The sequence below is a fragment of the Persephonella sp. genome (genome assembly GCF_027023985.1).
GTDB lineage: Bacteria > Aquificota > Aquificia > Aquificales > Hydrogenothermaceae > Persephonella_A.
The window spans coordinates 1-18447 of the sequence record NZ_JALVTW010000031.1 but is presented as its reverse complement, the minus strand read 5'-3'; the positions used below and the strand labels follow the sequence as shown (position 1 = coordinate 18447).

The window sequence follows — 18447 nt, the reverse complement described above, 5'->3', positions numbered from 1 at the left end:
ATCCCATGTGAAATAAATCCCAGCAAAGCTAAAGCTTCCATGATTTCTTCTTCTTTGCCCGGGAAGTCTTGTGCTAAAGCTGCTTTTAATTCCTCTTCCGTTCCATATTCTTTTTTTCTTGCGATTAATAAAGCTGCATAAAGTTCTTCTCCTCTCACATCAATAGATTTTCTTTCTCTCATGATAGCCGCTCCACCTTACTTTTAACTCACAAAATAGTTATAAACTCACTAATACTTACTAAGTATCATTTAATATAAAAGTTTAAAACTTATAAGTCAATCACCACGGATTTAATCTCTGGACATTTTTTGGGGCGATTTTATTTTTTTGCTGGCTTTTTTCTTTTACCTGGACAATTGTTATTTTTTTCTCAGGTTTTTTACCAAAATTAACAACCATCTTCGTAAAGTTATAAAGTTTCTCAATTCTTTTATCAGAAGGATAAACCTGTATAAGTTCTTTTGCTACAGTGTATGCCTTTTCAAAATCATTTTTTCCTATATAAGAAAGAGCAGTCAGATATCTGACCTTTTTGTAGATAGAAAAATCTTCTGTTTTAATACTGTTTAAGATATTTAAAGCCCTATCATACATACCAGCCTTAAAAAATGAAAGGGCAGCATTGTATTTACTTTTTATATCTTTTTCTTCTGAAAATTCTATACCTGCTTTTTGGTAATTACCTGTCAGATAATAAATATAGCCTTTTAGGTCTCCTGCATAAGATAGATTAAAAAAGAGCAAAAATCCTGTAAAGATGGCAACTATCCTATTTAAAGCAAATCTAAGGAATATCAGCACGAGTATAAAAACTGCTATAAATGGTGATAAATCAATGCTTTTAGGCAAATTAAAGGCAAATTCTATATTTTTTGAGGATATCTGCAATATAAATCTGTATACATTTTCTACATCTAAATTGTCATAAGAAACTTTTTGAAATATTCCCCCGGTTTCATAAGCGATATTTATCAACTGTTTATTTATTTTTGAAATCACATTGTATTTAGGAACTTTTCCTCCCTTCTCTGTTGCAATAGCCCAGAAAACGAGTTTTGCTCCTGATTTTTTCAGGAGTTCTTTTACCTTATACAGATTTTCATCTCCACCATCAGACAACAGCACTATGATTTTTCCCTTTGATGAAAGCATAAAATTTGCAACACTGATGGCTTTTAAGATGTCCGTGCTTCCTCCAGGTATTAAACTAAGGGATTTTAGTTTTTTGATTAGCTCTTCATCTACAAATTCAGGATAGGATATAATTTCCGTATCATCGGAAAACATAACTACTCCGGCTTTTTCTTTTTTTAATTTTTCAAGTAGCTGGATGGCCTTTTTTACAGCCATATCTAAACGGGAGGGCTTTATGTCAGATACTCCCATTGAGAGAGAATGGTCAATCAAAACTATAACCTGTGTATCAGTTTTGTATATCTTCTCTATTCCTTTTTTCATATACGGGTTGGAAAGCATAATAACTAAAAGAAATGTAACGACCGTATAAAAAAGAAATTCTTTTAAATTTTTCCCTGATTTTTTCCAAAAAAGCACAGCCCATATACCGAGAAAAACACCTATTAGCAAAAACTGGGGATGTTTAAACTCTATCATTTTCTACCTTTATAATTACCTGTTTCATCAAAATATAAATAAAAATTCCTGCTACCAAGATAAGCATATTTAAAATATTTAGGTAAAATTTCTGCTGGGGATATAATTTTGCAAAAAGCTGCACCACTGCCGTTGCAAATAAAACAAATCCTGCCGAAGTTAACAGGGCTTTATGCCTTTCAATAAAGATCCAGATTTTTATAACTCTATTGGCATTTTTTGATAGAACTTTTGCTTTTTCATTTACAAGCTGGAATTTTAAGTTTTGAATAATATCCCTAATCTCTTTAGGGGAAAATTCACCGGATGGGGTTATTAGTTTGACTATTTTTTTATCCTTGATTACCAATTTACCGCTATAAAGTAATTCCTCAATTGTCTTTAAATAATCTTTAAACAGTTCCTGCTGGGGATACATGTATCTGTATAATTTTTTCATTGTTTTCAAGCTGTTTTCCGGCAGAGAAATAATTTGTAAAATCTGCAGGTCTAATCGGCGTATTGCTACTTTTTTGACAAATAACGCAAATATAAGCCCTGAAAATAAAACAAACAGGGCAATGGCTTCCCTATATTTATTGAGTGTTTGCATAAAATCTTTTAAAGGGTTTTTTTCCTTGAAATATTCAGGATACAGCTGCTTAAATGTTTCAAGGTAAATTCTGTTTTTTTCTTCTTGAGATAGTTTTTCAAACGGAATTTTCTGGGATCGTGTAGATTTTTTAATCTCAATTGGTTTTGTTTCCTTAGTAATAATTTTTTCTTGAAACGGGTCAAAATATTTAAACTTTATAGGCAAGACCTGCAGACCGTCCATATAAACTATTTTGAATTTTTCTACGGCAGTTATATATCCCATTTCATCCTGGATATCTGTTGATATCTTTTTGGCTGAACCATTTCTAACTGCAAGGGTATAATCCGGAACAGCAGGGAAACCTTTACCTGATATTTCTATCAAAAGGGTTGCCACCCCATTTTCATCAATCAATCTGGGTTTTATATCAAAATCTCCTATAAAACGGTAAGGAGATTGTTTTATCGGATATTCATGCTGGCTTTTCAGGATATACTTTCTGGAAAGTTTTTTTAAAAAATTTTCCTCTAAAAGCCCTTTCATTCGTTCTGTATTAAAACTCAATGCAAATGGCAGGTCTGTATTTCCTGTTTTCAGATATAAAAGATTTTTTATAGTAAGTTTTTTCTCTTCAGGGTGGATTGAGTATTTTTGCTGATATTTAATTATTTTGGGTTCCACAGGTTTTATTCTAAGATAACTTAGTAGGACTTCCTTTTTTAAAGCTGTTTTGTTTTCTATTACATAAATATCAAACCTTACAAAAACAGGCTCTTTTTCATAAAAATATTCTTTTGCAGGATAAAGCTGAACAACCTTTAACTTTAAAAATCCATAATCAATTTCAAGTCCATATACAAAGCTAAACAAAAACAGGCTAATCAGTAGTTTTTTCATCCTTTATCGCTCTATAAGTTATTTTTGCCACTATGAAAAACCCTATAAGTAAAGCTGCAATTTTTATATAGAAATCAACAGGTTTTTCAATTTTATAACTGGCTTCTTTTACAACAGATGGCTCCAGATGATTAATAATATTAAAAATATTTTCCAGTGCAGTTTTATACTCTGTGGTTATAAAAAATGCTTTTCCTCCGGAAGATACAGAAAGTCTTTCCAGTGCATAGGAATAAATTCCGCTGCTAATTCCTATAGTATAAATTTTGGCTTTTATTACTTTGTTGTATCTAATCACATCATCAAGGGTGTGTTTACTATCTATATCTCCACCATCAGATAAAAGAATAATAATCTTATTTCTCCATTCAGGTTTAAAAGTTTTTAGTGCTTCTATCAGGGCATCATACATTGATGTGCCCCCTTTATCAACCATTGCAGGATGAATAGATGGTATTAGCTTCAGGATTTTTTCTCTATTTGTTGTAAGGGGAACAAGCCTAAACGGAACATTATCAAAAACCACTATCCCTATTCTGTCTTCGCTATCCCTTTTTAGCACAAAATCTCTAAGAACCTTTTTTGCAACTTTTAACTTATCTTTCTCTTTCATTGAATTACTAACATCAAGACAGACAACAATGTTATATACCTTTTTTTCTGAAAAAATATCCTTTGTTTTATACGGATGAACGGCAATAATGGTAAGCAAGATTACCAGTAGTAAAACTGAGTAAGGAATAAATCTTGTGATAAATCTTAAAGGCTTCCCAAACAGTTCAATATGTGGAAACTGGACAATTTTTGAACTTTTGTAAAAAATGGAACATAGAACAACACATAAGAAAGTCGCTATTCCGAAAACAGCAAAATATAAATATTCAATCTCAGGCATTGTTTACATACTCTAAAAATTTTTCAATTAGCTTTACAGTTTCTTCGTCCAGTGGCTTAACATCTTTCCTGTATTTATACTGTTCAAGTCTTTCTAAAAGCTCCTGATTATACGGAGTATCATAATTGTGAATCATATATGTAATTGTGTAAGCAGTTTCTTTGGGTTTATTAAAATCAATTATTAATTTTTTTCTGGAATAGGAAAAGTACTTAAGTTTGTTAAATAGCTTGTAACCTATAAAAATCATCAAGAACAGGAGAATTCCTACACCACCAATATATAAAAAGACAGAAAAATCATATTCCAGAGAATATGGTTCAAAGAGCTGTAAAATATTTCCTTCCATATGAAAAAGGTAAACTCATTTTTCATAAAGTGCAAATATGACTGCATTCATAGTTTACTGGCCTTTCTTTGATATACATTGTATTGAAACAAAACAGGGAGTTTAAAAGATGCCGATAATAGAAAATCCCGAAGATATAAAGAAAATACTGGAAACACAGAAAAAAGTTGCTGTTGTAGGAATATCTGCAGACCCATCAAGGCCGTCTTATTATGTGTCAGAAGCTCTTCAAAAATACGGGTTTAAATTGTTCTTTGTAAACCCTAAATATGCAGGACAGGAAATTTTAGGAGAAAAAGTTTACAGAAGATTATCAGACATTCCTGAAGAGATAGACATTGTGGATATTTTCAGAAGGCCTGTTGATGTCCCTCCGGTTGCTGAAGAAGCAATGAAAAAAGGATTTAAAACATTCTGGTTCCAGCCGGGAACAGTTAATCTTGAAGTGGTCAAGGAGTTATCAGAAAAGGGGTATAATGTAGTTGTGGACAAATGTATGAAAGTAGAGGCTATTAAATATCTGGAGGGATAAAGTTGGTTAAATTTGTTAAGTTTTTCGGAATCACATTCTTTTTTATTCTTATTCTTACTGTAGGTTCTATGTATTTGAGCATACTTAGAGGAGAAGGCTTAATCAGGCCGGCTGCTGTTGTATTTTACACAATAGTGTTTTTTGGATATGGATTTACGCTGATTTATGTTTGGAAAAAAGAAAAAGACCTTGAAATTCAGCAGGCAAAAATGGAACTTGAGATGGCTAAACAGGAAGCTGAAAAACATAGAACCGAACTTGAAAAACTTAAAAAAGAGTTTGAAGAATACAAAAAATGGGTTGAAAAGCAATTATCAACTTAAGGAGTTAGTATATGAGTATAGATAAAGAAAAGCTAAAACAATCTGTGAGACTTTTTTTAGAAGCTATTGGCGAAGACCCTGACAGAGAGGGTCTAAAAGATACTCCAGACAGAATTGTTAGATTATGGGAAGAGTTCAAATCCCATGAAAATTTTAATATGACTGTTTTTGAGGATATTGGTGAATATGATGAGATGGTGGTAGTCAGGGATATACAGTTTTATTCTCTGTGTGAACACCATCTATTACCGTTTTTTGGGAAAGCCCATATTGCCTATATTCCGGACAAAAAAGTATGTGGACTTTCAAAGCTGGTAAGGGTCGTAAACAAATTTGCATATAGACCACAGGTGCAGGAAAGACTGACAGACGAAATAGCCCAATTCCTTGAAAAAGAATTAAAACCAAAAGGTGTTGCAGTCGTATTAGAGGCGCTCCATCTTTGCATGGCAATGCGGGGGGTAAAAAATCCAACTTCATACACTGTTACAAGTAAATTAATCGGTAGATTTAAAGAGGATGAAAAAACAAGAAATGAATTTTTAAATCTTATACATAATGGAAAATAAGGGGCTAAAGCCCCTTTTTAATTATTGCTGATTATTTGAGGAAAGTTGTTCCGGTTGCTGTGGATTTGAAGGTGGTTGATTGTAAAGGTCATTTTGAGGCTGATAAGCAGGTTTCTCTGGAAGCGTAAAGAAAGCCACAGTAACAAGTATCCATCCAATCCATACCACTAAAAATCCAATTATTATAATAGCTGCCACACTTCCCCAGAATATCACATTACCGGCAGTTTTGAATAAAGGCTGATTTAATACATCTCCTGTATCTGTAAAACATTTTTTGTAGTAGTATCCAGAAGCAACAAAAGCAATATATCCAATCACAAATGCAACTATTGTTCCAAGTCCTATTCCAATAGCCATAGTATTTTCATCACCAGCCATAAAAGGAAGCATAGAGAAAAGACCGCCAAACATAGCAATTAAACCACCTACGAAATTAACCAGAAAGGCAATAATGAAATTGGTAAAAATACCCCTTTCCGGCGCCGCATCGGATACCTTTTTCAGTGCAATTGCGAGTAAAACCAGACCTACAATAGCAAGAAGAAATCCAAGGTAAGGAAGCCATGAAAGAACTAAAAATAAAGCTCCCAAACCCCCTAATGTTTTGATACTTTTTACATCCATAAATGGCCCTCCTTTTATTCTAAGATAGTAAGCTCTGCCCCTCTCTTATCTATATCTAATACTTTATATTCGGCTTTTAATCCATTTTTTTCAAAAGCCTGAACCATTGAAGAACCTATTTTTTCAAAATTATCGGTTGCTAAAGCCAGAATTGTTGAACCTGCCCCGCTTAGAGAAGCACCGATTGCTCCGTTATCATAAGCTGCAGAAACAACATCATCAAAACCGGGAATTAGTTGTTTTCTGTATGGCTGATGGAATTTGTCTTCCATAGCCACTTTTAAAACTGAATAATCTTTATTCTGGAGGGCCGCAAGAAAAAGAGCCACCCGTTGAACATTGAAAATACCATCTTTTAGTGGTATATCTTTAGGCAAAACCTGACGGGCTTTTTCTGTGGAAAGTTCAAGCTGTGGTATTGCAACAACAGCTTTGATATCTTCGGGAAAATCTATTTGCTGGTAGTATGTTTTACCATCTTCAACTAAAGCAGTAACAAATCCACCTTTCCACGCAGGAAGAAGATTGTCAGGATGAGGTTCAAATTTGTATGCAATATCAAAAAAATATTCATCTGTTAAAGGGGTTTTACTTACAGCAGCACTGATTAAAATTGCTGCCACTATGGCTGTTGCACTACTTCCAAGTCCTCTTGCCACAGGCACATTTGTTATTTGTTTTACCTTTGCACCATGAAAGGTTTTGCCTCTTTTCTCGCAGGCGTATTTTAAAACTTGAACAAAAAGATTATTTTCTGGAATTTCAAGGAATTTATTTTCAGGAACGGTCTGTATAACTACTCCGTCGTATTCTTCAACCTCAAACTCATTATATAAAGTAAGGGCAAGACCAAAGGTATCAAAACCTGCCCCTAAATTTGCTGTTGTCGCCGGAACTTTTACCTTTAATTTTTTCAATTTTCTACCTTATTGGATAGTCTATTTTTCCTTCTAATATGCCTATATACTCTTCAATTCCTTTTTCCAGATTATACTTTGGGACAAAACCAAGTTCCTCTTTTATTTTTCTCATATCTGCCTGTGTAAATTCCTGATAAAAATCGTAAGGACAATCAAAGTATTCAGGTTCAAAATCCGTTCCAAGATATTTATTAAGTAAGGCAATAACTTCGTTAAACGACCTTGCTTCCCCTGAACCTACATTGTAAACTGTAGATTGTGGAGCTTCTTTTGCAAGGATTGTTGCGTCTACAGCATCTCTAACATAAACAAAATCCCTTTTCTGCTCGCCCCATTTAAAAATTCTTGGTCTTCTATTCTTTTTCATCTGGAGATAAAGTTGATATATCATACTTGCAAATTTCCCTTTGTGTGCTTCTCCAGGACCATACACGTTGAAATATCTAACACCTACTACCTTTAGCCCTGTTTGTTCTGAGAAATCACGAGCAATATTGTCCATTATATATTTTGAAAATGCATAAACATTTTCAGGGGATTTTTCCCTGTCTTCTGCAAGGGGAACTTTCTCTTTTACATTACCGTAGACGGAGGCTGAAGAGGCATAAACAACCGTAGCTTCCGAGTCCTCTGCCAGTTCAAGTATATTTTTAAAACCATCAACATTTTTTCTCATCATAAGTTCCTGGTCTGTAACAGTTGTATCTGTAATAGATGCCATGTGGAAAATAAGCTCAGGCTGAAAATCATCTACTTTAAAAAATAATTCATCTGTTGATACATCACAGGCAAGGACTTCACCTTTGAATTTTTTTAGGTTTTTAAAGTTTGCACTGGAAAAATCATCAAGTATTAAAATTTTTGCCTTTGGATATCTTTCCTGAAGTTCAAGGGCGAGATTAGAACCGATAAAACCGGCACCACCTGTTATTAAAATACTATTTACCATTCATCTTACCTCTACACAGGTTCTATATAGAAAAGTTCCTGGCCGTATTCTACAGGCTGGCCATTTTCTACCAGAATTTTAACAACTTTTCCGTTTACATCACTTTCAATCTCATTCATAACTTTTAGGGCTTCTATAATACATAAAACCTGCCCTTTTGAAACCATATCCCCTTCTTCAACAAAAGGAGGAGCTCCAGGAGAAGGTGCTCTATAAAATGTTCCAACCAGTGGAGATTTTATAACATGGTATTTTTGAGATTTTTCTTTTTCTATTTCTACTGTGGCAGGGGCTTTGATTTCCTCTTTAACTTCAACAACAGGTTGAGGTGCAGTAGAAACCACTTCCTTTTTGGGACCCACATACTGCTTTATTTTTATTCTCCCCTCTTCTGTTTCAAACTCAACCTCTTCTATTTTTGTTCCTTTAATTTTTTCAATAATTTCAAAAATAAGGTTCTTATCCATAATAAAACCCCTCTTAATTAACTCTTTCTATATACTTACCTGTCCTTGTATCTATTTTTATTTTATCCCCTTCATTTATAAATAATGGCACCTGAACAGTTGCTCCCGTATCTATTTTGGCAGGTTTAAGGGTTGATGTTGCTGTATCTCCTTTAAACCCTGGTTCAGTTTCAATTACTTCATAAACAGCAGATTTTGGTAGTTCTACACCTATTGGCTGTCCTTTATCAAGGAAAATGAATACTTCCATTCCTTCTTTCAGGAATTTTGCTTCGTCACCTAAAACAGCAGCTGGAACAGCAATCATGTCCCCTGTATTTGCATCTATAAACCAGTAAGAATCTCCATCAAAGTATGAATAAGCCATTTGTCTCTGTTCAAAATCTGCTAATTCAATGCTGTCAGAAGATTTGTAAGTAATCTCAATAACGTTTCCAGTTTTCATATTTTTTGCTTTTACTCTTACAAATGCCTGTCCTTTTCCAGGTTTAACGTGGTCGTAGTCCAGAACCCTGTAAGGCTGTCCATCATGAACAATGAACATATCTTTTTTAATCTGGTTAATGCCGATTTTGACTCCCATTTATTCCTCCAGAATTTCAATTTTGGCTTAAATAATTTTAGCATATAATAGAAATCTTAAATAAAAGGATAGGTTTTGGTTGTGAATTTAAAAGATTTAGGTGAGTTTGGTCTTATAGAGAGAATAACAAAATTGCTAAAAGTTGATGACCCTCAGGTTATTGTTTCTTTTGGGGATGATTGTTCTGTTATAAAAACAGATGAGAAATTTTTACTTTTTAGCTCTGATATCCAGATTGAAAATCATCACTTCATAAAGGATAAAATTTCTCCTGAGGACCTTGGCTGGAAATTAGTGTCTGTAAATGTTAGTGATGTTGTCTCCTGCGGTGGAAAGGCAAAATGGGGATTTATTTCTGTGGCTTTTTCCCCTGAAATCTCTGTTGAATACGCTGAAAGACTTTATAAAGGTATTCAGGAAGCTTGTGATTACTATAATTGCAGCGTTATAGGTGGAAATACTTCTGCATCTGAGGAAATTATACTGGATTTATTTATTGTTGGACAAACAGAAAGACCTGTTTTGAGAAAAGGAGCACAGGAAGAGGATATTCTTCTTGTTTCCGGACATACAGGCTTGTCCCGTGCAGGTCTGGAACTTCTATTGATGGATAAAAATTATTACGAAGATTTTGAGGAAAGACTAATTAAAACCCATACAAAACCTGTGGTTCCTGCTGAGTTGTCAGAGAAAATAATGAAATATGCAAACAGCTGTGTAGACATTAGTGATGGGCTTGTTGCAGACCTTGGACATCTCCAAAAGGCAAGCAGTGTAAAAGTTGTTATAGAAAAAGACAGATTACCTGTTCATCCAGACCTTGAAAAATTCTGTCAGAAATATAATAAAAACCCATATGAATACATCTTATATGGAGGAGAAGACTATCAACTCCTGTTTACAGCTAAACCGGAAAATATTGACAAATTTGAAAACTGTTTCCAGATAGGATACGTGGAACAGGGGAAAGGTATATTTATAAAGGAAAAAACCGGTCTATCTCCTTTAAAACCTCAAGGCTTTGAACATCTTTAACTTTAAAAAGCATACAGGAAAGTTTCGAGGATGTCTGAAGTTATTTCAAATCTTGTAACTTCATTATCTTGAACTTCTACAATAACATATTCAAAATCTTTCATTTGAGGATCTGTTGTAATTCTGTAAAAAACGAAAGTGGTTTCTTCCATTTCCCAAGCATCCAGAATATCAAATATAAATCTGCTTTCCTTCGCAGCTTCAGTAAGTTCAGGAACAGAATCTATAACATAGATAATAAATGGAAAATATTTTCTATCCCTTTCTAAATTTGGATTATTTTCCATAAAAAGACCTCCTAAAAAGATTTTGTATTAATAGAACGGATTTTTAAGGGATTTTCTGACTTCTGGAAAAGGAGATTTTGAAAAGAATTACAGGCGTCCAGAGTGGACACCTGCTTAAGAGTTATTCATATTTTTCAAGGAGTTTGTAAATTTCATTAAGTTTTTTGTTTATTGCTTTTTCTACTTTTGTTTTTTCTTTTTCAGGCAGTTTTCTGTATAGCTCTGATACTCTTTTGTTTAGGTCTTTGAAAGTCTCTTTGAATGGGTTTTTAACCCTTTTTTCTGCTTCTTCTCCTAAGATTTCTTTTACCCTCTGCTGAACTTCTTTTTTGGTAAGACCTTTATCTATTATTTCCTGTATAAGCTGTTCCATTTTTTCAGGTATATGTCTAAGTTTATTAACTTCTATTGCCATACTATAGGACCAGCCATGCTTTCTAATGGCTTCTTTAATCTGTGGTGCGACATTCAGGATTTTTAACCTTTCTATGAATGTTCTTAGGTTTGTGCCTGATAATTTTTGGAGGGTTTTTTCTATGATTTGCCCTTCTTTTCTTTCTTCTGGAGTAAGCTGTTTTACGTTGCCTGAAATATAATTAAATACTTTCCTTGCTACTTTAATAACTTCTTCTTTGTCCTTGCCTAATATAAAAGACAAATACTCCAGATGGGACATAAGTTTGTCATAATCATTCAGGTCTTCCCTCTGGGCATTTTCAGAAATCATAAGGGCTAATGCTGTTTCTTCATCCACATCAAGAACAATTGCAGGGATTTTATCCTTTTTAAGATACTCATAGGCTTTGAGGCGGATATATCCGATTATCCTTTCATAACTACCATCTTCAAGTTTACGAACTACTATAGGCTGGGCAAGGCCATAGGCTTTTATATTTTCCGCAAGGGCAGCAATCCTTTCAGGACTTACATAACTTCTGTCGTGGAAACGGGGATTTTTTATTTTTGAAATTTCTATTTCCTGTGGCTTTACTTCCTGTATTGTCTGGACTGCTTTTTTTGCTTTTTGTGTTTTGGGTGTGTCAAGAACATCCTCAAAAATTCCTAAATCCATTTTACTAACCTCCTTATACCATTACAGTTTCAGGTAGATGAATTCTTCTAATAATTTCATCTGTGATATTTTCAACTGTCAGGATAATATCTTTTTGGGCTCTTTTTTCTTTTTCTATGTAATCCCTAATTGAAATTCTTTTTCCTGCTGCCTCTGCCCAAGCAATTCTATCCTTAATTGGTTCAAAGAATAATTCATCAGAAGCAATTTTTATAAAATCATATTTTTCAAGTATTTCCGGAATGGTTTTCTTCAGAGAAGCAAGAACATCATTATGTTCTCTAAGTCTTGGTTTATAAGCTACAGGAATAAATCCAAGTATAGACAAATCAAGCCTAAAGGTCATTACTGCCTGGATGACGGTCTGAAGTGTTCCTACCAGTCCTGTAGAATCAACAAAGGTCAATCTGGTCGGAACAAGGATATAATCACTGGCAGCTATAGTCCCAACAGTTAATGCTCCGCTGTCGGCAGGAGAGTCTATCAAGACAAAATCGTATTCCTCTACTATGCCTTTTTTCCCAAATCCTCCTTTCAGGAAGTTTGCCAGAACAAGCTCTTTCCCCATTCTTCCGCTTTCTGCCTCTTCTCTAAGACCCTGATTTGAAGGGATAAGGTCAAGGTTTTCTTTTACATTAACAGGGGTTACACCTTCATTTTCAAAAATATTTGTGATGTCATGTTCTGTGTTTACAAATTCAGAAAGTCTGTTAAATCCAAATAGCATAGTCTGGGTTCCCTGAGGGTCGTAATCCACAACCAGAACTCTGTAGCCTCTTCTGGCAAGTTCATGTGAGATTGCATTAGTAAGACTGCTTTTACCTGCTCCACCTTTTTGATTAACAAGACCAATAATTTTACCCATTTCCCGCTCCTTAAAAGTATTGTCTTAAAAGATATTTCGACAGGAAAATTATTGTCTTAAATCTAAGACAGAAAATTGTCTTAATTCTGGATAAAATGAAAGCTTTTCTTGCATATAATAGCTAATACTTTTGACAATTTATTTACATTAATCTTTTTCCTCTCGTTTATAATAAAGAGACAAAAAGAGGTGTTTTCCCTTGGCACCAAGAATTTCTGAAAGAAATATAAAAAACGCGTTCAGTGCCACAATAGGCAAAATTCTTAACTTGCAGACATTTTTTCTTTTGGTAATATTTGCAATTGCTATTTCATGGATTCCAGACGGATTATCATCAGTATTGTCCCAATTTATATCTCCAAAATATTTTCCCTATATTCAGTTTTTAACAGGATTTGGGTTATTATTGACATTATTTTTTATAGGAAATTATTTTATGAAGAAGAAATTGCCCAATTTAGAGATTATTTCCGAACCTCCAGCAAAGAAGAAAAATCTTATTTTATTTCTCAGTCCTTCCAATACGGACACTTCTCAAATAAGATCTTTTGAAGACTTTAAAAACATTAGAACATCATGGCAAATGCCGGTAATAGCTATAAAATATCATCTCCCAGAATTAAAGAATGTTTATGTTATTTTATCTTCCAGAAGCAAAAACCAGTTTAAAAACTTTGTGTTTCTAATAAAAAAATTGTTCCCTGAGCAAAACTTGAATATAGTTCCTATAGGGCTGGACAAAAATATAGATTTTGAAAACATGGAAGAATTAAAAGAAATCATAGAACAAACATACGATTTGATAAAAAGAAAATACAAAGCCAAAGATAAAGAAATAATCATAGATATAACAGGGGGTCAAAAGTTGGTTAGTATAGTTGGAGCATTACAAACTCTGATAAAAGACAGAGAATTTCAATATGTTTCAACGTCTGACTACAGCGTAAAATCTTTTGATATCAAATATTATGAAGAGGAATAATTAAAGAACTTACTTTTTGTCAGAAATTTATCTTTTGAATCGTTAATTACAATTGACATGGAAAAATTTAAAATGATTTAATAATTACAGGGGGATGCAATGGAGAGAAAAAAAGAAAAATATCTCATAGCACTGGCAGGCTTATTTCACGATATTGGGAAGTTTTACCAGAGAGCAACAAATATCACAACTTCCCCGGAAGAAAAAGAGACATTTGGACACGCTCATGCAGCGTTATCGGCAAGATGGATTAAAGAAAATCAAAGCATATTTGAAAATGTTCAAACAGGTTTAACAAATATTCTTATAAATTGGGGAGCAAGACATCACAATCCAACTGATGAATTAGAAAGTATTATCTTACAAATAGCAGATTGGTATTCCTCTGCACATGATAGAGAAAGAATTCTTCAAGATGAGCTAAATCTCCTTCATACTGTTTTTGAAAGAATAAACTTTGGGAAAGCAAATTCTTTAGAAATAGCTGAAGAAAAAAATTTTGGAATTTACACACCTGAAAAACTTATTCTAAATAAAAACATAATTTTTCCTAAATTAGCAAAAGGCTTTATAAAAGAAGAAAGAACTGAAGAGCCTATAATCACGTATTTAGAAAATGAGATAAAAAAAGCTTTAAATTTATCTTCTCCTCAAAATATAAACCAAATTTTAAAAGAAAAATACGAAAAATTATTTAAAAATTTCAATAATAAGTTTGAGAGTTTGTCTCCAAATTTCACACATTCACTTGAAGCATTTTTTAACTTTGCTTATTACCTTCTACAAATTTACACTTGGACTATTCCTGCAGCAATTTGGTCAAAAGAATATAAAAATAGACACTATCCTGACATATCCCTTTTTGACCATTCCAGAGTATTATCTGCAATAGCAGCTTCTCTGTATGATTACGCTTTAGAAAAAGGAATAAAACCAAATAGGGACACCACTGAAGACTTTGATGATAAAGAAGCCTTTTTACTTATTGAAGGAGATATAGGTGGAATACAAAAATTTTTATTTAATATATACAAATCTTCAGAAGCTGCAGAAGCAGAGTTTTCTATAGCTAAAGCTCTCAGAGGTCGTTCATTTTTCTTATCTATGGTTCCGGAAATTTTTGCAAGATACATATTAGACAAACTTGGCTATCCTATAACTAATGCCCTTTACATTGGTGGTGGCAAATTCCAATTGTTAATTGGAAATACGGAAAATAACAGAAAACAATTAGAAGAAATAGAAAAAGAGATTAATGAATATCTTTTTAAAGACTTTGAATTAGAACTGAATTTTTCTCTGGCAACATGGTCTTTTAAAGGAAGAGAGTTTAAACAATCTAATGGATTTCTAAACCAGATAGAATATCTACAGCAAGAATTAGATAGAAAGAAAAAGCAAAAAATTGGTGAATTACTTTTTAAAGAACTTGAAACGTTAGAAGATGCTACAGAAGAGCTTTGTCCTTCTTGTAAAATACTAAAAATTGAAAAAAATTCAAAATTCTGTAAATGGTGTGATTTGTCTCAAAAAATCGGGGAAATTATTCCTAAGATAAGCTATATAGCCTTTACCAATCAAGAAAATATCCCATATAAAAATTCTATAACATTAAAAGGATTTGGTAGTGTTGTATTACTCAATGACAAAGAAGAAATTACAACAGAATTTAATGAAGTTTTATTATTAAACGAACCTCAAATTAGTGATAAAAACAATGGTTTTAAATTTTTAGGAAATACAGTTCCCATTATTACAAATAGCAATAAGGAGATTTTGCTTAAGTATAGTGATGAAGGTATTCTAATTGAAGAAGGTAATGTTCTTCCTTTTGAAGTTTTAGTTAAGTTTGCACAGGGAGACAAAAAGTTAGGATATTTTAGAGCTGATGTTGATAATCTCGGATTAATATTTAGTGATGGACTACGATATCACGAAACCAAAACAGGAGAAGATGAAAGTTTATATACAATTTCCAGAATAGCATTTCTTAGTAGAATGCTTGATTTATTTTTTAGCGGTTATTTGAATAAATTAGCAGAAGAAACAACTCAGGAATATTTAAAAGAACTTATAGAAATTATTGAAAAAGCAGAAAAAGAGAATAAACCAGTTCCATTAGATAGTGAGCTTAAAGATATTATTGAAGATATTAGGAAAAACAATTTGAAGAATAATTTTATAAATTCTCTAATCTATATTGTTTATTCTGGTGGAGACGATTTATTCATAATCGCACCATATAATCTTGCTTTAAAATTTGCACAAAAGATTAGAGAGGAATTTACCGAATTTACATCCAAAAACAAAGAGTTTGGCTTGTCAGGTGGACTTTTATTTGCAAGACATAATTTACCAATAAATCTTGTTGCTAAATATGCAGAAAACTTAGAAGAAAAAGCAAAAGAAGGAACTAAAGATAAAATCGCTATTTTTCAAAAGGCTTATAAATGGAAAGATTTTGAGATAGGAATAGGATATTTAGCAAGTTGTGAAAAAGAGAAGGAAGATATTGTTTATTTTTTTGAATTAGGAAAAATAGCAAATGCTTTTGAAGAGTTATATAACGAGAAAGTAATTAGCAGAGCATTTTTATATAATTTATTAAATTTACATAAACTATATGTTGAAGAAATCACTAAAAAATCATCTGAATGTAAAAAAGAAAGAGAAACCGTTATAAATCACATCATATATCCTAAACTTCATTATCAGATAGCTAGAAATGTAAACGACAAAGATAAAGAATGTGTCAGAAATAAGCTTATACTTCCGTTATTAGATATAAATAATAAATGGATTTTAAAAAATTTAGACACAATTGTTTCACTGGTTTTAATGAAAACAAGAAGAGGAGGATAAAATCATGAATGTTTTAGAAGAAAAAATATCTTTATTAGATGAAAATTTTGAAATAAAAAACAAGGTAAATTTAATTCATAAAATAAAAGAAAGAATAAAAAACAAAAAAAAAAGAGAAAAATATAATCCAACGTATATTGAGATTATAGTTGAAGCATTAAAAGAAAAATTAAGAGGAAAAAATAAAAACTTTTCAGACTTGAATTTAGAAGAGTGGTTAGATCCTGATGGAATTGCTTCAAATTTTGCTAAAAAAGCTAAGATAGAAAGAACACAGCTAAGAAAATACTTTGATGAAATAAAAAATATAAAAGTATCCTTGAAAGGTTTAAAAGAAAATGAAGATTTACCACCGGAAACAAGAATTAAATTGATGACTTTAATACCAAAATTTGCTTATGCTAAAGGAAGAGATTTAATAGGAGAGGATGTTTATGAATTTTTTAGCTATTCATTGAGAAAAATAAAAGAAGGAAAAATAAAAGATTTTGAAGCTTTTGAGAACATTATAGAATCTATACTTGCTTATCATACATATCATAAACCACGTAAATAGGGAGGACTAAACAATGCCTAATCAAATTTTAAAACCATTAAAAGGATTTTTGACCCTGAAATATAGAATTGAAGTTTTAACGGGCTTACATATTGGTGGCTCAAAAGAAAGTATTGAAATTGGAGGAATAGATAATCCAGTAATTAAGTTAAAAACTTTTAAGCTTAATAACGACATTCTTTCCGACGTTCCCTATATTCCCGGCTCTTCACTTAAAGGGAAAATTAGAAGTTTATTGGAATTGGCTAAAAATAAGCCTGTAGATAGATTTAAGAAATATCAAGAAGAACATAAGGAGGATTTCAAATGGGATAAAGCTATAGAATATGCTGGTAAACCTTGTGACTGTGGAGAATGTGAAATATGTAGACTATTTGGAACCGGTGGAGATAAGGTAAAGGAGCCTATAAGACTTAGATTTTCCGAATTCTATCCTACAAAAGATACGATTGAAATGTGGAAAACATACTTAGGCGAAGTTTATACAGAAATGAAAACAGAAAACGTTATAAATCGTATTACATCTACAGCACAACACCCAAGACATACAGAAAGAGTTATTGCAAACTCTATTTTTGAAGGAGATATAACATTTAGAGTTTTTGAAGACGATGGAAAAGAACTTATAGAAACTTTGGAGAAAGGAATAAAACTTTTAGAAAAAGATTATTTAGGGGGCAGTGGTTCAAGGGGATATGGTCGTGTAAAAGTTCATTTCTGTGATTACGAGTGGTATAGCACAAAAAATGAAGATATTCCTCAAGAGATAAAACAAGTTTTAGATAACTGGAAAGAGAATACCGCCATTTGCACAAAAGAGGAGTAAAACAAGAATGCTTAAGGTTTATAGGATAAATTTCCTATCAATTTCTTCTCCGATTAGAGCATATACATTATTTGGAGCAATCTGTTGGGCTTATAAAATAGCCTATGGAGAGGAAAAGCTAAAAATTTTCCTTAATGAATTTAAAGAAAATCCTATATTCTTAATTTCTTCTCCATTTCCTATTATTGAAGGATGTGAAGACAAAGAGGTAAAAGAATTTTATTTACTTCCTAAACCAATTTTTCCTTTGTCTATTGAACCAGAAAAAAACAAAGAAGATGATATTTGTATAAAAAAAGATAGAAAAAAGTACAAAAAAGCTAAATACATAACAGAAGAAGTTTTGAAAGATTTTGTAAAAGGAGTAATAAAACAGGAAAAAGATTTAATAAACAACCAAGAATATAAAGTATCAACTGGGAATGTAATTTACAAATCTCCAAACAAAATAAACTTTTCCAGCAATATAAAATCAGATTTATTGACCAAAAATGTTATAAATCGCTTAACTTCTACTTCAGATAATCTATATACAGAAGAAGGAACATTCTATGATAAACAGTATTTTTTAGTGAAGTTTTATGATGGAAGTTTTAAAGAAAAATTTGATTTACTACTTAAGATTATTGAAAATTTGGGATTAGGTAAAAATAAAAA

General features: G+C 32.2%; 21 protein-coding genes and 1 pseudogene. 9 read left to right on the top strand and 13 right to left on the bottom strand.

Translation table 11 applies throughout. The features are described 5' to 3' along the window. From MVE07_RS07615 to MVE07_RS07595, 5 genes are all read right to left on the bottom strand, one after another. A partial coding sequence (locus MVE07_RS07615; RefSeq protein ID WP_297455967.1) for a hypothetical protein occupies nt 1-182 on the bottom strand: 182 nt, incomplete at its 3' end. A gap of 100 nt (nt 183-282) precedes the next feature. After that, complete coding sequence (locus MVE07_RS07610; protein WP_297455966.1) at nt 283-1617, bottom strand: VWA domain-containing protein; 1335 nt, start codon at nt 1615-1617, stop codon at nt 283-285. Beyond that, nucleotides 1604-3091: a hypothetical protein gene (locus MVE07_RS07605; protein ID WP_297455964.1), complete on the bottom strand. Its 1488-nt coding sequence runs from the start codon at nt 3089-3091 to the stop codon at nt 1604-1606. Before MVE07_RS07605 ends, MVE07_RS07610 begins: the two co-directional genes overlap by 14 nt. Continuing rightward, a complete protein-coding gene (locus MVE07_RS07600; protein ID WP_297455962.1) occupies nt 3072-3986 on the bottom strand; it encodes a VWA domain-containing protein in 915 nt (304 codons plus the stop codon). Before MVE07_RS07600 ends, MVE07_RS07605 begins: the two co-directional genes overlap by 20 nt. Then, the gene (locus tag MVE07_RS07595; RefSeq protein WP_297455960.1) at nt 3979-4335 is read right to left on the bottom strand and encodes a hypothetical protein; all 357 of its coding nucleotides are present in this window, start codon (nt 4333-4335) and stop codon (nt 3979-3981) included. The genes MVE07_RS07600 and MVE07_RS07595 overlap by 8 nt, the downstream gene beginning before the upstream one ends. Nucleotides 4336-4444: 109 nt before the next feature. Here MVE07_RS07595 and MVE07_RS07590 point away from each other — a divergent pair, with 109 nt between their 5' ends. Genes MVE07_RS07590 through folE form a run of 3 tightly spaced genes read left to right on the top strand, consistent with a single transcriptional unit; the run spans nt 4445 to nt 5759 of the window. Then, entirely contained in the window at nt 4445-4867 is a 423-nt protein-coding gene (locus MVE07_RS07590; protein ID WP_297455958.1) for a CoA-binding protein, read from the top strand. A gap of 2 nt (nt 4868-4869) precedes the next feature. Continuing rightward, complete coding sequence (locus MVE07_RS07585; protein WP_297455956.1) at nt 4870-5190, top strand: hypothetical protein; 321 nt, start codon at nt 4870-4872, stop codon at nt 5188-5190. An 11-nt stretch (nt 5191-5201) separates the two neighbouring features. After that, nucleotides 5202-5759 carry a GTP cyclohydrolase I FolE gene (gene folE, locus MVE07_RS07580; protein WP_297455954.1) on the top strand — a complete coding sequence of 186 codons (558 nt, stop codon included), beginning with the start codon at nt 5202-5204 and terminating at the stop codon, nt 5757-5759. Nucleotides 5760-5780: 21 nt separating this feature from the next. Here folE and MVE07_RS07575 read toward each other — a convergent pair whose 3' ends face one another. The 5 genes from MVE07_RS07575 to efp are packed head-to-tail and all read right to left on the bottom strand — an operon-like array spanning nt 5781 to nt 9305. Continuing rightward, entirely contained in the window at nt 5781-6386 is a 606-nt protein-coding gene (locus tag MVE07_RS07575; RefSeq protein ID WP_297455952.1) for a DUF996 domain-containing protein, read from the bottom strand. A 14-nt stretch (nt 6387-6400) separates the two neighbouring features. Next, on the bottom strand, nt 6401-7303 hold the full coding sequence (gene thrB, locus MVE07_RS07570) for a homoserine kinase (RefSeq protein WP_297455950.1): 903 nt from the start codon (nt 7301-7303) through the stop codon (nt 6401-6403). A gap of 4 nt (nt 7304-7307) precedes the next feature. After that, a complete protein-coding gene (rfaD, locus tag MVE07_RS07565; protein ID WP_297455948.1) occupies nt 7308-8255 on the bottom strand; it encodes an ADP-glyceromanno-heptose 6-epimerase in 948 nt (315 codons plus the stop codon). A gap of 11 nt (nt 8256-8266) precedes the next feature. Next, nucleotides 8267-8722 (bottom strand): acetyl-CoA carboxylase biotin carboxyl carrier protein, encoded by a 456-nt coding sequence (gene accB, locus MVE07_RS07560; protein ID WP_297455946.1) that lies wholly within the window; start codon nt 8720-8722, stop codon nt 8267-8269. Nucleotides 8723-8735: 13 nt separating this feature from the next. Further along, entirely contained in the window at nt 8736-9305 is a 570-nt protein-coding gene (efp, locus tag MVE07_RS07555; RefSeq protein WP_297455944.1) for an elongation factor P, read from the bottom strand. A gap of 81 nt (nt 9306-9386) precedes the next feature. Between efp and thiL the strand changes: the two genes are divergently transcribed. Beyond that, nucleotides 9387-10340, top strand: a complete 954-nt coding sequence (gene thiL, locus MVE07_RS07550) for a thiamine-phosphate kinase (RefSeq protein ID WP_297455969.1) — start codon at nt 9387-9389, stop codon at nt 10338-10340. Between the two features lie 2 nt (nt 10341-10342). Here thiL and MVE07_RS07545 read toward each other — a convergent pair whose 3' ends face one another. The 3 genes from MVE07_RS07545 to MVE07_RS07535 form a co-directional block, all read right to left on the bottom strand. Next, nucleotides 10343-10627: a hypothetical protein gene (locus tag MVE07_RS07545; RefSeq protein WP_008289694.1), complete on the bottom strand. Its 285-nt coding sequence runs from the start codon at nt 10625-10627 to the stop codon at nt 10343-10345. A 121-nt stretch (nt 10628-10748) separates the two neighbouring features. Continuing rightward, on the bottom strand, nt 10749-11699 hold the full coding sequence (locus tag MVE07_RS07540) for a ParB/RepB/Spo0J family partition protein (RefSeq protein WP_297455941.1): 951 nt from the start codon (nt 11697-11699) through the stop codon (nt 10749-10751). Between the two features lie 13 nt (nt 11700-11712). Then, nucleotides 11713-12564: a ParA family protein gene (locus MVE07_RS07535; RefSeq protein ID WP_297455939.1), complete on the bottom strand. Its 852-nt coding sequence runs from the start codon at nt 12562-12564 to the stop codon at nt 11713-11715. 286 nt (nt 12565-12850) lie between these two features. Here MVE07_RS07535 and MVE07_RS07530 point away from each other — a divergent pair, with 286 nt between their 5' ends. The 5 genes and pseudogenes from MVE07_RS07530 to MVE07_RS07510 all read left to right on the top strand — a co-directional run. Further along, complete coding sequence (locus MVE07_RS07530; protein ID WP_297455937.1) at nt 12851-13546, top strand: hypothetical protein; 696 nt, start codon at nt 12851-12853, stop codon at nt 13544-13546. A 99-nt stretch (nt 13547-13645) separates the two neighbouring features. Continuing rightward, entirely contained in the window at nt 13646-16408 is a 2763-nt protein-coding gene (gene cas10 / locus MVE07_RS07525; protein WP_297455935.1) for a type III-A CRISPR-associated protein Cas10/Csm1, read from the top strand. A 4-nt stretch (nt 16409-16412) separates the two neighbouring features. Further along, on the top strand, nt 16413-16964 hold the full coding sequence (gene csm2, locus MVE07_RS07520) for a type III-A CRISPR-associated protein Csm2 (protein WP_297455933.1): 552 nt from the start codon (nt 16413-16415) through the stop codon (nt 16962-16964). Nucleotides 16965-16977: 13 nt separating this feature from the next. Then, nucleotides 16978-17790: a type III-A CRISPR-associated RAMP protein Csm3 gene (gene csm3, locus MVE07_RS07515; RefSeq protein WP_297455931.1), complete on the top strand. Its 813-nt coding sequence runs from the start codon at nt 16978-16980 to the stop codon at nt 17788-17790. 7 nt (nt 17791-17797) lie between these two features. Further along, a pseudogene (locus MVE07_RS07510) lies at nt 17798-18447 on the top strand (hypothetical protein); the annotation flags it as partial.

Excerpts from the sequence above, each read along its gene's own strand:
- MVE07_RS07610 (WP_297455966.1), bottom strand. The coding sequence starts at position 1,617 with ATGATAGAGTTTAAACATCCCCAGTTTTTGCTAATAGGTGTTTTTCTC.
- MVE07_RS07605 (WP_297455964.1), bottom strand. The coding sequence starts at position 3,091 with ATGAAAAAACTACTGATTAGCCTGTTTTTGTTTAGCTTTGTATATGGA.
- MVE07_RS07600 (WP_297455962.1), bottom strand. The coding sequence starts at position 3,986 with ATGCCTGAGATTGAATATTTATATTTTGCTGTTTTCGGAATAGCGACT.
- MVE07_RS07595 (WP_297455960.1), bottom strand. The coding sequence starts at position 4,335 with ATGGAAGGAAATATTTTACAGCTCTTTGAACCATATTCTCTGGAATAT.
- MVE07_RS07590 (WP_297455958.1), top strand. The coding sequence starts at position 4,445 with ATGCCGATAATAGAAAATCCCGAAGATATAAAGAAAATACTGGAAACA.
- folE (WP_297455954.1), top strand. The coding sequence starts at position 5,202 with ATGAGTATAGATAAAGAAAAGCTAAAACAATCTGTGAGACTTTTTTTA.
- MVE07_RS07575 (WP_297455952.1), bottom strand. The coding sequence starts at position 6,386 with ATGGATGTAAAAAGTATCAAAACATTAGGGGGTTTGGGAGCTTTATTT.
- rfaD (WP_297455948.1), bottom strand. The coding sequence starts at position 8,255 with ATGGTAAATAGTATTTTAATAACAGGTGGTGCCGGTTTTATCGGTTCT.
- accB (WP_297455946.1), bottom strand. The coding sequence starts at position 8,722 with ATGGATAAGAACCTTATTTTTGAAATTATTGAAAAAATTAAAGGAACA.
- efp (WP_297455944.1), bottom strand. The coding sequence starts at position 9,305 with ATGGGAGTCAAAATCGGCATTAACCAGATTAAAAAAGATATGTTCATT.
- MVE07_RS07545 (WP_008289694.1), bottom strand. The coding sequence starts at position 10,627 with ATGGAAAATAATCCAAATTTAGAAAGGGATAGAAAATATTTTCCATTT.
- MVE07_RS07540 (WP_297455941.1), bottom strand. The coding sequence starts at position 11,699 with ATGGATTTAGGAATTTTTGAGGATGTTCTTGACACACCCAAAACACAA.
- MVE07_RS07535 (WP_297455939.1), bottom strand. The coding sequence starts at position 12,564 with ATGGGTAAAATTATTGGTCTTGTTAATCAAAAAGGTGGAGCAGGTAAA.
- cas10 (WP_297455935.1), top strand. The coding sequence starts at position 13,646 with ATGGAGAGAAAAAAAGAAAAATATCTCATAGCACTGGCAGGCTTATTT.
- csm2 (WP_297455933.1), top strand. The coding sequence starts at position 16,413 with ATGAATGTTTTAGAAGAAAAAATATCTTTATTAGATGAAAATTTTGAA.
- csm3 (WP_297455931.1), top strand. The coding sequence starts at position 16,978 with ATGCCTAATCAAATTTTAAAACCATTAAAAGGATTTTTGACCCTGAAA.